We start from the raw sequence: 11970 nt of genomic DNA, 5'->3' as shown, positions 1-11970 counted from the left end.
CATAAAATGATGATGCAACGCTTTTGGTTTGTTTTATTTATCGCGCTCCTCGTTTCGTATGAAATTGGCTTTAACAGCTTATTTATTATTTTGCTTTTTCTTCCCCTTACGGTAACGGAGCGTGACATGGAGCGGATACGATGTGCAAACCGCCATCAATGGCTTACGAACACACTTATTCTGCTGCTCATTGTTGGAATGGGCATTATTTCTACATTAATTTTCCAGGCCAATGAACCGTTGCATGCCTGGGCGCAGAAACAGCCGTTTTATTTTGACGCAAATGCATTCATGGCCTCTATTCCCTACAATGACGGATCATTTTTTTGGTTTCGGGAACCAACGGTACATGATCCATTGTATGACGTGTACGTTATTGGGTTTATCGCCGTATATCTTGTATACGCGGTGTATGCGTACATAACGGTGAATCGCCAAACCCTTGTTCGTCTTTTGTTCGTAAACTGGTTCGTGCACGGAATGATCGCCTTGCCGTTTTATTTATTTTTTAACGTGCATGAGGTGTGGTCGATCATGGGACATAACTGGGGTCACGTTCCTTATTCCGTGAAAAACTGTTTTCCGAGTCTGCATACGTCGGTCGCATTCTCTTGCTTGCTTTTGGCTTTGCGTGAGAACAGACGGTTTGCGACTCTGTGGAGCATTTATAGCGTGCTTATTATTTTTACGACGCTGTATTTGCGCATTCATTGGGTATTCGACGTGCTGGGTGGGCTTGTACTTGGCTGGGCGTTGTATCTTGTAGCCGAGCGGCTTGCACCGTTTATTATTGCGCGTTTGGAAGCAAGGGAAATGTTGCGGGCTTCACGCGCGGTAACGCGCGCCATTCCGATTCACGGAGAAAGCAAAGCTATACAGCGGATCAATCGTTAATAAAGAGGGGGCATAAGCCCTCTTTTTTTCTTTTAGATTGTCCCCGTCTGGTAAAGATGCGCGGAATTATAAAGTAGAAAGGCCGACGGGCCGAAGGGAAGGAGGGAGCAAAATGGCAGTAAAAGAAAACGTAAAGGCTATGCAGATGGTATTGTTGTTTGAAGACGGAATGGATGCCAAAGGAGACATGAAAGTAACGAAAAAAACGTATAAGAATTTGGCGCTGACCGTTAGCCAGGAAGACATCTGGGAGGTAGCCAATGCTTTAGGAGCGCTTCAAACTCTGCCACTTGTTGGTGTCTATCAGATCGTAGAGCGCGAATTGATAGAAGCGTAAATCTGGATGTCTAAAAAGGTGAAGGAGGAAGACAAAATGAAAACGCTGGAATTGACGTTCACGATGAGCGGTGGCGGCACCATGCGGATTATAATTCCTAATCCGAAACTGCCGGTAGATTCGGTGGAAGTGGCCCGGGTGATGGACCTTATTGTGGATAAACAGATGTTTGTAACAAAAGCGGGCCATGTGGTCGGAAAGAAAGCTGCACGTTTGCTTGATCAGACCGTATCCTCTATCGTGGTGTAGGAGAAAAAGTGGTGAATGAGTGGGTAGCGTTTATTTCCAATGTCGGATTTCCGGTGACAATTACGCTTTATTTGCTTGTTCGCATTGAAGCAAAATTGGAGCAACTCGCATCCTCCATCACGCAACTGACGCAGACGCTTTACTCAATAAAGGAATAGGTGAAACAAAAGCGGCCCTTCCTCGCAAGCGGCGGGGCCGTTTCTCATGTAGACAAGTCATATTTATCTGGAACGGACGTATATATGACAGAAACGTTACGATTTTCATCACAAATTATGATAAATAAAAGTGTTATAATGTTGGTAAAGCGTTTTCATAAAGGAGGATTAAAATAGATGAAAGAAATAACGGATGTGGCTAGCCATCCGAAACTATATGAAATTCGTTTATTGATTTGTGTGGCGCAAGCAGATGGATACATGGATGAAGAAGAAAAGGAAAGAATTTTTCAGCAAGTAAACCTGGATACATTTACTGTGCGTGAGCGCCAGATCTTCCATGATGATTTGGAAAACCCGAAAGATCCGAAAGCGTTAGCATTAGAGGTAAGTCCTTATCTTACTACACTGGAGAAAATGATGTTGATTCGCAAAATGTTTAAGTTGGCGTCGCTGGACAAGGAAATTGTGTCGGAAGAAATTGCTCTTATCTACTCGATAGGGCAGGCGCTTGGTCTTGCCCTGGATAAAATCAAAGAAATCGAACAGTGGGTAAGGGAAGGGATTGCTTGGATGGCGCGTTGGGAAAACATTGTGACAAACCGTTAAGGAACTTTCGTTGCAAAATATATTTGTTGTGCTATTCATATGATTAGCATTAATAATAGAAGGAAAACGCATACATTTGTCGAACTTTTACTGCAAAAGTGTATGGAAAACGATAGGAAAAGTGAGGGCAAATGCATGAATAATGAAGGAGCGGCAAAATCGAAAGTACTGATGGAAAAAGAGGGACACCTTGCATTTGTAACACTGAATCGTCCCGATGAATTGAATTGCTTTGATTATGAAACGCTCACGCAACTTGAGCAAACTCTTGATCAGATCCGCTTTGACAGGGACATCCGTGCCGTCATTTTCACTGGGGCTGGAGAGCGTTCGTTCAGCACGGGTGCGGATCTGAAAGAAAGACGGACAATGAGCGAAGCGCAGGTACGCCAGTTTATCCATAAAATTCGCTTCGTGTTCGATATGGTAGAAGAGCTTCCCCAGCCGACCATCGCCGCGATTAACGGCTTTTGTTTCGGCGGCGGCTTTGAAATGGCGCTAGCCTGCGATTTTCGTTATGCGGTCGACTCAGCGAAGCTTGGCATGACAGAAGTAAGTTGGGCGATTATTCCGGGCGCAGGCGGGACGCAGCGCCTGCCCCGCCTTATCGGAAAAGGCAAAGCAAAAGAACTGATTTTGACAGCGCGTAAAATCGATGCGGCAACAGCTGAATCGCTCGGCATTCTTAACGGAGTGACAACGCGTGAGGGACTTATTCCTAAATGCCGGGAACTGGCGGAAGAAATAATGCAGAATGGGCCGCTCGCCGTTATTCAGGCGAAATATGCTATCAACTACGGGACGGAAGTTGATTTGAAAACCGGCTTGAAAATTGAAACGAAAGCTTATGAAACGATTATTCCGACTAAAGATCGCGTGGAAGCGCTCAATGCTTTCAGCGAAAAGCGCAAGCCGCAGTTCAGAGGAGAATAGTGAGAGGATGAGAAGACAAAAAACAGACCATAGCGAGGTATCAATCTCGTTATGGTTTGTTTTCTATCAGGCGTGTTGATTAGTCAATTTTAGCAGCATTTAGTTTGACACCCTGCTGTAAAAGCAGGGTGCGTATATTATTTAGTCACAGTAATAATTTTGTTGTAGTGGCCTGGTCGCGCATAGTCCGGTTCGCAGAGAATGACTATGCTTTTGTCATCTTCATATACTGAACTCACTTCCATTGTCCCGATGCTTTGCGTATTAATATCGAGGTAGAAATGCAAGCATTGGTGTTTATTTCCCATAATTTCGGCTGATACTTTTTTTAGAATTCCTTTCATTTCTTTCTTCTCTTGGTTTGTTTCCACTGTTACAGTCACTTTTTTCCCTATCAAAGCGGACAAGCATTTTTTAGCATCAGTTTGTAGTTCTTCCAGTGACTTTGCTTTATTTTCCCTCTTCAATACACTCCTGAAAAAGCTGACCATAATTCCTCTCCTTAACTTTGCCTACGAGGTTAGCTGACGGGTTCGGACACAAGGCAATGCCCTACACCAGAGGTGATTCACCCCTATTATATGGGTCCCCCGCTCCTTTCGGATTCGGCGATTGAATCATGATTGGATTATAATAAAGCACAGGCACGATTGTTGTCAATTAGATTTTTAGCGTGCACGGATTACGTGCTTTTGATGCTTTTCGTGTCGTTTTTTTCCCAGTAAAATAGTGTAGGAAAAAAAGAAAAGCGTGTCGAATACGTTGAGGAAAAGGCAACAGGAGGATGAAGCATGGTCAGACAATTCCTGCGCAAAGTATTTGCAGGACGAAAGCAGAAAGAACACGAAAGTGAGTGCGTGGATGCGGAACGGACGGGCGAGATACCTTGGGAAGAGCTAGCGGAGGAAAGTGCTTCTCTACCTAATTCGGGGGAAAATGAACATGGTTCAAACAGAGCGTTGGAACGACGTGATGAGCCGCAAATATATGTTATTACCCGGGAAAAAATTGAGCATCACAGTTATAAACAAATCGCTCGTATAGTGGAAGACATTTTAGGACAAATTGAGCTGGGGTTACGTCGAGAAGGTCGGCTGCAACTGCGTCTCTCTCCAGAACTGATGGCAGAAGCGGATGAATTTTTAGGCAAACGCATCGGAAAATACATTGAAGGGGCGGAGAGAGAAACCTATGATGCGACCGCATTTTTTGATTGGACAGATGAGGAGACGGCACAGATTTACCGGACGTTCGTGCTTCCTTCTCACCCGGAAAAACAGCGAACGTTTATGCAGAGCCGATTTGTGATGATTTATGATACGTGCGAGGCGCTTGGATGGGATGCTCGTGAACGGGCTACAGCGTTTGCCGAAGCCATTGGCTGGGAATTGGACGAAGCGGATTGGCGCCGTTTTGAAGAATGGTTGAAGATGATGTCGGAACGTATTGCGATGGAAGAAAAGCAGGCGGAGATAGGGGGGGAACCGGAGCGCGCAGAAGAGGAAGAAGAGCTGGCAGAAGATAATGAGTTCGCCCATATTACGCCCATCCAAATTTCGCGCGAAGAGGTTGAGCAGGAGGATATTTCAAAACTGGTTACTTTTTTTGACGAAGTGTTGCAAGACAAAGAACGGATTCGCCAGAAAAAGGCAGGACTTGTGTTTTCATTTTACGGTTTTTCCGGCGAACTGGAAGATGTTATGCAGAATGAAGCGGTGAACGCCTGGGCAAGTCGCCTTGTTGAACAATATCCGTACGTGTTTTATTTTCTTAATGACGAATACGTGCCGATGACGCGATTCGTTACTTCTATGGTGGTGACTTCGAGCGTTAACGGGGATGAAATTGTATTTAACGAGGAAGAACTGGAAAAGTTTATCGCATTTATCCGTGAGGCGCTTGCTCGTTTGGCGGAATGGACGGGAGAGAACCCGAATCTCATCATTCAGGAGTTTGAACAGAAATTGTTTTGGACATAGGAATGTCGCTTTTGGAACGAAGGTGCATCTTTCACAGAAAGGCAACGTAAGAGCGGAAAGAAGAGGTGAATGTTTTATCTCGATTTTGGCGAATGAATAGCGACGGGGAAAATATAAAGTGTAAGGAAGAGATAAAGATGGAGGAAAACAGAAAGCTGGAACTAAAAAAAGAAGTGCATCAGCGAGTCGTCCGAAATTTAAGCCGCTCGCTTTCAGAAGAATGGCAAGTTATAGGTGATATAGAGCGGCTGGAGACTATAACGCTGCGCCACTCCGAAAAGCAGGGCGGTGAACTAGAAATTAGGCTCACCCCGCTATTTACGAAAGTGGAGCAGCATGAATCAGAAAAAGAACAATGGATTGAGGATTTTGTGGCTAAAGTGGTTGTAACGGCCAGCGAAGCCGTGAAGGAGCATGCGCTACACGGCAATGAGACGCGGATTTATCCGGTTATTCGCCATCCTTCTTTTGTGAAAGCGGAGAAAAATAAAGAGGTGGTATGGCGCGAACATACAGCTGAAACTGTGCTGTTGTATGCGCTCGATTTGGAAACGAGCTATTTTTTGATTACTCGGGATATGGTCGCGGAGGCGAAGATAACAAAAGATAGATTGCACGAATTAGCGCTCGCTAACCTTGCGCGGCTTGAAAGTACGCCGAAGCAGGATCGTATTGGTAATAATGTATTTTACTTTTTTACAGGTGAGGATAGTTACAGCGCTAGCCGTGTGCTAAATCCGGATTTGCTATCTTGGATGGAGCAGAAAGTAAAAGGGAAAATGGGTGTGGCGCTGCCGCATCAGGACGTCCTTATTATTGCGGATTTGGCCGACGCCAAGGGAGCGTATATACTGGCGCAGATAGCGGTCGATTTTTCCATGCGTGGGGATGTGCCGATTTCACCGATTCCGTTCATGTACGAGAATGGGGAATTGGAACCGTATATGGTCATGCGGCATCCGAAATCGCGCCATAAATATCCGAGCTTGGGCGGTAAGAGAAAACGGCCACCAGAGCGGTAAGAATCCAAGCTTTTTTATGATACAGGAAAGGATATGTTACTTTACAGTGATAAAGAAACATATCCTTTTTCTCTACGAGGAAACACTATTTGTTGAATTTTGTCGACAAAATAAATAGATAAAATATTCTGCTTTTTTTAAAAAAATATATTTATTTTGCTAACGTTTTCATATATAGTAGGAGGTGGAGTTACATTCCAAAAAAGTATAAGGAGGCATTTGTTCATGCAGTTAGCTTCCCCATCTTTACACCCGAATGTTGAAAAATTCCTCAAAGAGCCGAAAAAAATGCTTATTAATGGTCAATGGGTCGAATCGGCAAGCGGCAAAACATTCGAAACGGTCAATCCGGCAACAAAAGAAGTGCTATGCCAGGTGGCCGAGGGAGACGCTGAGGATATTAACAGAGCTGTTAAAGCGGCAAGAGAGGCTCTGAATGGCTCATGGAGCAAGATGACTCCGTCACAGCGGGGACAATTGTTGTATCGGCTGGCTGATTTGATTGAACAAAATGCGGAAGAATTAGCACAACTTGAAACGCTGGATAACGGAAAACCAATCCGCGAAACGCTGAACGCGGACGTACCGCTAACAGTTGACCATTTCCGCTATTATGCGGGGTGGGCAACCAAAATTTATGGACAGACGATTCCAGTATCCGTACCGAATTACTTTAACTATACAAAACGGGAGCCCGTAGGCGTAGTCGGGCAAATTATTCCATGGAACTTCCCGTTGCTGATGGCGGCATGGAAACTTGGAGCAGCGCTGGCCTGCGGTAATACAGTCGTACTGAAACCTGCAGAGCAGACGCCTTTGACCGCACTTCGTCTCGGGGAGTTGATTATGGAAGCTGGCTTCCCGGAAGGGGTCGTAAATATCGTGCCTGGCTTCGGCGAAACAGCAGGTCAGCCTCTGGTCGAACATCCTGATGTGGATAAGATCGCGTTCACCGGCTCAACAGAAGTAGGACGCCTGATTATGCAGAAAGCAGCGGGCACCCTGAAGAAAATTTCGCTTGAACTTGGCGGCAAGTCGCCGAACATTATTCTGCCGGACGCAGATATGTCGCGGGCGATTCCAGGTGCGCTAACAGGTATTTTCTTTAACCAAGGTCAGGTATGCTGTGCCGGTTCGCGTCTATTCGTTCACAAGAAAGTATACGATAACGTGTTAAGTGATATGGTATCGCATGCCCAGAAAATTAAAGTCGGCAATGGTTTATCCCCGGACACGGAGATGGGGCCGCTGGTGTCTGCTGAACAATTTAACCGTGTCATTGATTATATTGATATCGGACAGAGAGAAGGCGCACGCATGATAACTGCTGTGCGGGAAGAAGAAGCGTTGAAGCAGGGATATTTTGTGCAGCCGACCGTTTTCTCTGATGTGACGGACGATATGACAATTGCCCAGGAAGAAATCTTTGGTCCGGTATTGGCCGCGTTGCCGTTTGAAGACATAGATGATTTGGTTGAACGCGCGAATCGTACGATATATGGCCTTGCAGCGGGCGTATGGACACAGAATATTACCAACGCTCATAAACTGGCCGACAGAATCAAGGCAGGTACCATTTGGGTGAACTGCTACAATGTATTTGACGCCGCATCGCCGTTTGGCGGTTACAAGCAAAGTGGCATCGGACGTGAGATGGGAAGTTATGCGCTTGAACTTTACACCCAGGTCAAGAGTGTATGGGTCAACTTGCGTGGATAATATTTTAATGCAACTAAAACTCCTCGTAAAAATTACGGGGAGTTTTTCGTGTGTGCCCGGCATGAGTGTCATCTCTAGAGTTTAAGTCCCGAATGGCGAAGGTAGTAGTAGCCATTAGCTTATGGCAAGGGTGTCGACCGTGAGGTTAAATCTGAAGGAAGCCGGCGGCAACTCTTCGGCCTGAGGAACACGAATCTCATATGAGGCCAGCGTTCGTTGGATGAGCCTGCATGACAAGGCAAAGTTCGTATTGCTAAAGGCGAGCGAAGGTAAATGAGATAGCCGCAAAATAAGAAGCGATTCGACAACCTATTCCCCTGTACAGATGAAAGGAAAACAGAGAAAATAAAAGTAAAATTTTGTGCGGGGGGAAACGGGAAGGTGAAAAGGAACTTGGGAATCGTGCACTTTAGCAGGTACTTTTTGGTTCTTGCGATGTTGCTAGTGATGGTACGCATCTTCTTTTTCGCGCCATATGTAGTGGAAGGGGTCTCCATGTATCCGACTCTGGGAGACAATGAGCGTATCGTAGTTAATAAATGGATATATTATGTGCGAAACCCAAGATATGGCGATGTCATTGTTTTGCATGCGAATGATGAAGAAGATTATATTAAGCGCATTATCGGTGTCCCAGGCGATGAACTGGAATTAAAAAATGGTGTTTTGTACCGTAACGGCAAGATAGTGGATGAGCCGTACATTAACGAAGTTACGTTAGGGGAGTTTGACAAAATTAAAGTGCTGCCTAATTCGTACTTCGTGATGGGTGATAACCGGAACCGTAGTATGGATAGCAGAGAGATCGGTTTTATTTCTCGCAGCAAGGTGGTAGGAAAAGCGGAGTTTATTTTTTATCCGTTTCAAAACGTGAAATGGATAGAGTAGAAGAATGGTTTACACTGAAGTGTTTGTTAATGGTAAACACTGAAAAACTGGCGAAGCGTACCCGCCCGCGAGTTTTTCAGTGCTTTAATTTATGCTTTCGCGTATAGATGCTTCTTCATTTGTGTCCACTTCACTTTGAAAACCAATTTGCTTTTTGCTCCATATCCCATCATCCAAAACCCGTATGTTTCGTACATAAAGCTGGAAAAATGCATCTTTTGCCAGAATAGCAAATTTTCTGGTGCACTTTCAAGAATGATAACCCAGTGACGTTCTTTCGCATATTCTTTCATAATTCTAACCAGGTTAGCGCCGATATTTTTGCCGCGGTGTTTATGAGGAATGCGAATCATTCCGAGAAACATCGCTTCGTTTTTGTTATCAAAGAACAGATCAAGCATTATATTGTCAGCCGTCATGCCAGCATCCCGCATTTCCTCGTCAGTACGGTAGAGGTAGCGATATTCCCCTTTTTTTTCTGGATGATAGGGGATGCCGTGCGTTTCGAAAACACGTTGGAACTCCTCAAAAATATTCATGACTATTCCTTCCCATTTACGTTTTTGCTGATCCGAGTGTATTTTACATGATATTCCTACACCAATATACATGGATTTTATACGCATCGCACACGTTGTTTCTAAACAATTTGTGAAAAATGAAGATGCCCGGAGCAGTAAGGAGCTTTCTGGTTATTTTCTGCCTTTTCGTGATTTTTCCAGGTTGAAAGAGTAAAATGAATAAAAAAGAACATTTCATGTGGAGGATTCACAATGTATAAAATAGTAGTGACAAATGATGACGGGATTCATGCCCTTGGTATTCATAAATTGGTAAAGTCGCTGGAAGGACTTGCTGAAATTATCGTGGTGGCTCCTGATACAGAACGAAGCGCAGAAGGTCACCGTATTACTGTGCGGGAAGGATTGACCGTTAAACAGGTTGACTTCCATGGTATGAACGATGTTAAAGCATGGGCGGTAAATGGTACGCCGGCCGATTGCGTAAAAATGGCCCTTAATGTCATTTTAAAGGGACGTCCTGATCTGGTTATTTCTGGAATAAATGCTGGGGTTAATCTTGGAAAAGATATTTATTATTCCGGTACAGTAAGCGCAGCGCGTGAGGCGGTGATTTACGAAATTCCGGCGATCGCTGTTTCATATGATAACCATTTCCATAAAGATGATTTCGGAGAAGTGGAAAAACTTGTGCGTCCCGTTTGGGAAGAGATAAAAATTCATGACATCCCGGTCGATGTGCTGATCAATATGAACATTCCACATGTGAAAGCAGACGAATTGAAGGGTGTGGTTGTCACAGGACTTGACATTCACCACTATCGCGATCGCATTGATGAAAGGCCGGGTGCATTCGGTGTGCCGGAATACTGGCTGGATCGCGAATATAGTGAACTGAAGAAAATCAAAAACAATGATTACCATATGATCAAAAACAAATACATTACGATGACGCCAATTCATATCGATTCTACAGACTATAAATTTATAAAAAAAATGGAAAAGTGGAAAGTTATTAAGAAAAATTTGCTTGCGGAAGAATAGGGGAGGGCGCGGATGTGAGCGAAGCGTGGCAACGGTTAAAACCTGATATCCCTTTGCCGGAAGAACGGGTTTCGCCGGGGGAAGAAACGATGGGAGAGGTATTAAACCGCCTGGCGTTTCAGGATGTATACCATATGGTCGAAGAAGACGGAAAGCAATACTTTCCCCGATTGAATGCTAGGGGAGATGTAGAGATTGTGATTGTTTATGATGATATTGACGCGTTCGGCGAGCAAGCGGAGGCAAAGGTTTATCTGGATTTCACGCGTTATAAACAGAACTGGATCGCGGTGCTTTGGGTAGTGACTGACCCGGAAGAGCCACTCGGCTACCCGCTCCTGTTTGATGCGGTGGATGACACGATGCGGTATATGGCGGTTCGCTTTCTTGAACAGAACGCTGTTTGGGTTCATTACACAGCCCAGGCCGACTCCGGTCTTATTCACCTTTATTCAGAGGCGATTTCGTTTCCTGTGACCGAAAAGGAGAAAGCGACTACATTGTTGCTTGAAGCTTATCACTACGATCCAGGTGAAGAAGAGGATGAGGGGATGCCAGAGAAAACGGCACCAGGCCGAGAGCTTTCCTTTGAGAGACTTAGTGAAAAAGGTTTTTCGTTTTATTTTGATTATCGCTTAATGGAGAACCGTTTCGGGGAAGAGGGTGCACGGGAGCAAGCAATGGGGGCGATGTACCGGGCGCTTTGGATGATGCGGCGTCACCCGAACCCGCAGGCGCGCGAAGCTGAGATTTTGCTGTGGGTCGGTGAGAAAGTGGGAAAAAATAGAGCAGGAGAAGAAACCCGCCTGCTCGTCGTGACCATGACGCCGCAATTACTTGATGTATATCAGATCGTTAATCTGAGCGAACTGGAAGCAAACCCGTTAGCTACGATGCTAATGTCGCTTACAGAATATCAGAAATTGGAAGAGGAATACCCGCTTCAGCAGGGGTATATCCCGATTGCTGGATATGAAAACGGAACACTCTTGCATATCGAATGGGATGAGCGTTCGTTTAAACGGTTAGCTGATGCGTATGCAGGAGAATGGCCTGGTCATCAAACAAACCCTTATCAAACTATAGCGGACGCATAAAACTATCACGTTTTACTGTTTGGTTTGCAAAATATATGCTAAAATAAAAATAGAGCGGAAGGAAGTGAAACTAATGGGAAGTTCTATCGTATAGGAGAAGTAGCGGCACAAGCGCAGGTAAGCAAGCGCACGATCGATTATTACACGAATCTTGGACTTTTGAGTGCGGAGCGATCGGAAGCGAATTACCGCCTGTATCCTGAGGAGACGATCGATCGCCTGCGATTGATTGAGTGCTTAAAACGCCAGAAGCTAACGCTTGAAGAAATTAGGGAACGGATCGTTCAGTGGCAGGATGGCGAAATGACGAAAGATGTGGTAGATGTCGTACAAAGCGTGCAGGAAATCCAGGGCGAGATGCGAAACTTGGAACAACGCGTGCGGGAATTAACGCTACATCTTAGGACAATGGATGAGAGGCAGGCGCGTCTGGTCGCCAAACAACTCTCGCTACAGGGAAGTTCGCTTTTGCATACCCTTATGTTGCTTCTCGGCGACGCACCGTTTTAAGAAATCTTAA

General features: G+C 45.1%; 15 protein-coding genes and 1 riboswitch. Of the genes, 13 read left to right on the top strand and 2 right to left on the bottom strand.

Going from position 1 to position 11970, the window contains the following annotated elements:
• Nucleotides 1-6 precede the first annotated feature (6 nt).
• The 6 genes from BLR88_RS03960 to BLR88_RS03935 all read left to right on the top strand — a co-directional run bounded on the left by BLR88_RS03960 (nucleotide 7) and on the right by BLR88_RS03935 (nucleotide 3180).
• The gene (locus BLR88_RS03960; RefSeq protein WP_057899441.1) at nucleotides 7-894 is read left to right on the top strand and encodes a phosphatase PAP2 family protein; all 888 of its coding nucleotides are present in this window, start codon (nucleotides 7-9) and stop codon (nucleotides 892-894) included.
• 112 nt (nucleotides 895-1006) lie between these two features.
• The gene (locus BLR88_RS03955; protein WP_057899440.1) at nucleotides 1007-1231 is read left to right on the top strand and encodes a DUF1659 domain-containing protein; all 225 of its coding nucleotides are present in this window, start codon (nucleotides 1007-1009) and stop codon (nucleotides 1229-1231) included.
• A gap of 36 nt (nucleotides 1232-1267) precedes the next feature.
• Nucleotides 1268-1480 (top strand): DUF2922 domain-containing protein, encoded by a 213-nt coding sequence (locus tag BLR88_RS03950; protein ID WP_057899439.1) that lies wholly within the window; start codon nucleotides 1268-1270, stop codon nucleotides 1478-1480.
• Nucleotides 1481-1491: 11 nt separating this feature from the next.
• Complete coding sequence (locus BLR88_RS03945) at nucleotides 1492-1638, top strand: YvrJ family protein (protein ID WP_091259984.1); 147 nt, start codon at nucleotides 1492-1494, stop codon at nucleotides 1636-1638.
• A 177-nt stretch (nucleotides 1639-1815) separates the two neighbouring features.
• Nucleotides 1816-2247, top strand: coding sequence for a DUF533 domain-containing protein (locus BLR88_RS03940; RefSeq protein WP_091259982.1), 432 nt, complete (start codon nucleotides 1816-1818; stop codon nucleotides 2245-2247).
• 135 nt (nucleotides 2248-2382) lie between these two features.
• Complete coding sequence (locus tag BLR88_RS03935; RefSeq protein ID WP_057899437.1) at nucleotides 2383-3180, top strand: enoyl-CoA hydratase-related protein; 798 nt, start codon at nucleotides 2383-2385, stop codon at nucleotides 3178-3180.
• 137 nt (nucleotides 3181-3317) lie between these two features.
• Here BLR88_RS03935 and BLR88_RS03930 read toward each other — a convergent pair whose 3' ends face one another.
• Nucleotides 3318-3671 carry a hypothetical protein gene (locus BLR88_RS03930; protein ID WP_057899436.1) on the bottom strand — a complete coding sequence of 118 codons (354 nt, stop codon included), beginning with the start codon at nucleotides 3669-3671 and terminating at the stop codon, nucleotides 3318-3320.
• A 3-nt stretch (nucleotides 3672-3674) separates the two neighbouring features.
• Nucleotides 3675-3801, bottom strand: a riboswitch (cyclic di-AMP (ydaO/yuaA leader).
• A gap of 170 nt (nucleotides 3802-3971) precedes the next feature.
• Here BLR88_RS03930 and BLR88_RS03925 point away from each other — a divergent pair.
• The 4 genes from BLR88_RS03925 (at nucleotide 3972) to lepB (ending at nucleotide 8788) form a co-directional block, all read left to right on the top strand.
• Nucleotides 3972-5159 (top strand): hypothetical protein, encoded by a 1188-nt coding sequence (locus BLR88_RS03925; protein WP_057899435.1) that lies wholly within the window; start codon nucleotides 3972-3974, stop codon nucleotides 5157-5159.
• Nucleotides 5160-5296: 137 nt separating this feature from the next.
• On the top strand, nucleotides 5297-6181 hold the full coding sequence (locus BLR88_RS03920) for a DUF1444 family protein (RefSeq protein WP_057899434.1): 885 nt from the start codon (nucleotides 5297-5299) through the stop codon (nucleotides 6179-6181).
• Nucleotides 6182-6406: 225 nt separating this feature from the next.
• Complete coding sequence (locus tag BLR88_RS03915; RefSeq protein WP_057899433.1) at nucleotides 6407-7900, top strand: aldehyde dehydrogenase family protein; 1494 nt, start codon at nucleotides 6407-6409, stop codon at nucleotides 7898-7900.
• 381 nt (nucleotides 7901-8281) lie between these two features.
• Complete coding sequence (lepB, locus tag BLR88_RS03910) at nucleotides 8282-8788, top strand: signal peptidase I (RefSeq protein ID WP_139184902.1); 507 nt, start codon at nucleotides 8282-8284, stop codon at nucleotides 8786-8788.
• An 89-nt stretch (nucleotides 8789-8877) separates the two neighbouring features.
• Here the strand turns inward: lepB and BLR88_RS03905 are convergent, their stop codons facing one another.
• Nucleotides 8878-9327, bottom strand: coding sequence for an N-acetyltransferase (locus tag BLR88_RS03905; protein WP_057899431.1), 450 nt, complete (start codon nucleotides 9325-9327; stop codon nucleotides 8878-8880).
• Nucleotides 9328-9561: 234 nt separating this feature from the next.
• Here BLR88_RS03905 and surE point away from each other — a divergent pair, with 234 nt between their 5' ends.
• The 3 genes from surE (at nucleotide 9562) to BLR88_RS03890 (ending at nucleotide 11960) form a co-directional block, all read left to right on the top strand.
• A complete protein-coding gene (gene surE, locus BLR88_RS03900; protein WP_057899430.1) occupies nucleotides 9562-10353 on the top strand; it encodes a 5'/3'-nucleotidase SurE in 792 nt (263 codons plus the stop codon).
• A gap of 14 nt (nucleotides 10354-10367) precedes the next feature.
• Nucleotides 10368-11450 (top strand): hypothetical protein, encoded by a 1083-nt coding sequence (locus tag BLR88_RS03895; RefSeq protein ID WP_057899429.1) that lies wholly within the window; start codon nucleotides 10368-10370, stop codon nucleotides 11448-11450.
• Nucleotides 11451-11540: 90 nt separating this feature from the next.
• Nucleotides 11541-11960 (top strand): MerR family transcriptional regulator, encoded by a 420-nt coding sequence (locus BLR88_RS03890; protein ID WP_057899428.1) that lies wholly within the window; start codon nucleotides 11541-11543, stop codon nucleotides 11958-11960.
• Nucleotides 11961-11970 lie beyond the last annotated feature (10 nt).

The sequence above is a fragment of the Aneurinibacillus thermoaerophilus genome (genome assembly GCF_900099925.1).
Taxonomy (GTDB): Bacteria; Bacillota; Bacilli; order Aneurinibacillales; family Aneurinibacillaceae; genus Aneurinibacillus; species Aneurinibacillus thermoaerophilus.
This window is presented reverse-complemented; position numbering and strand designations above follow the sequence as displayed.

Coding starts and splice junctions, on each gene's coding strand:
- BLR88_RS03935 (WP_057899437.1), top strand. CDS start 2,383: ATGAATAATGAAGGAGCGGCAAAATCGAAAGTACTGATGGAAAAAGAG.
- BLR88_RS03925 (WP_057899435.1), top strand. CDS start 3,972: ATGGTCAGACAATTCCTGCGCAAAGTATTTGCAGGACGAAAGCAGAAA.
- BLR88_RS03960 (WP_057899441.1), top strand. CDS start 7: ATGATGATGCAACGCTTTTGGTTTGTTTTATTTATCGCGCTCCTCGTT.
- BLR88_RS03940 (WP_091259982.1), top strand. CDS start 1,816: ATGAAAGAAATAACGGATGTGGCTAGCCATCCGAAACTATATGAAATT.
- BLR88_RS03950 (WP_057899439.1), top strand. CDS start 1,268: ATGAAAACGCTGGAATTGACGTTCACGATGAGCGGTGGCGGCACCATG.
- BLR88_RS03915 (WP_057899433.1), top strand. CDS start 6,407: ATGCAGTTAGCTTCCCCATCTTTACACCCGAATGTTGAAAAATTCCTC.
- BLR88_RS03920 (WP_057899434.1), top strand. CDS start 5,297: ATGGAGGAAAACAGAAAGCTGGAACTAAAAAAAGAAGTGCATCAGCGA.
- BLR88_RS03930 (WP_057899436.1), bottom strand. CDS start 3,671: ATGGTCAGCTTTTTCAGGAGTGTATTGAAGAGGGAAAATAAAGCAAAG.
- BLR88_RS03905 (WP_057899431.1), bottom strand. CDS start 9,327: ATGAATATTTTTGAGGAGTTCCAACGTGTTTTCGAAACGCACGGCATC.
- surE (WP_057899430.1), top strand. CDS start 9,562: ATGTATAAAATAGTAGTGACAAATGATGACGGGATTCATGCCCTTGGT.
- BLR88_RS03955 (WP_057899440.1), top strand. CDS start 1,007: ATGGCAGTAAAAGAAAACGTAAAGGCTATGCAGATGGTATTGTTGTTT.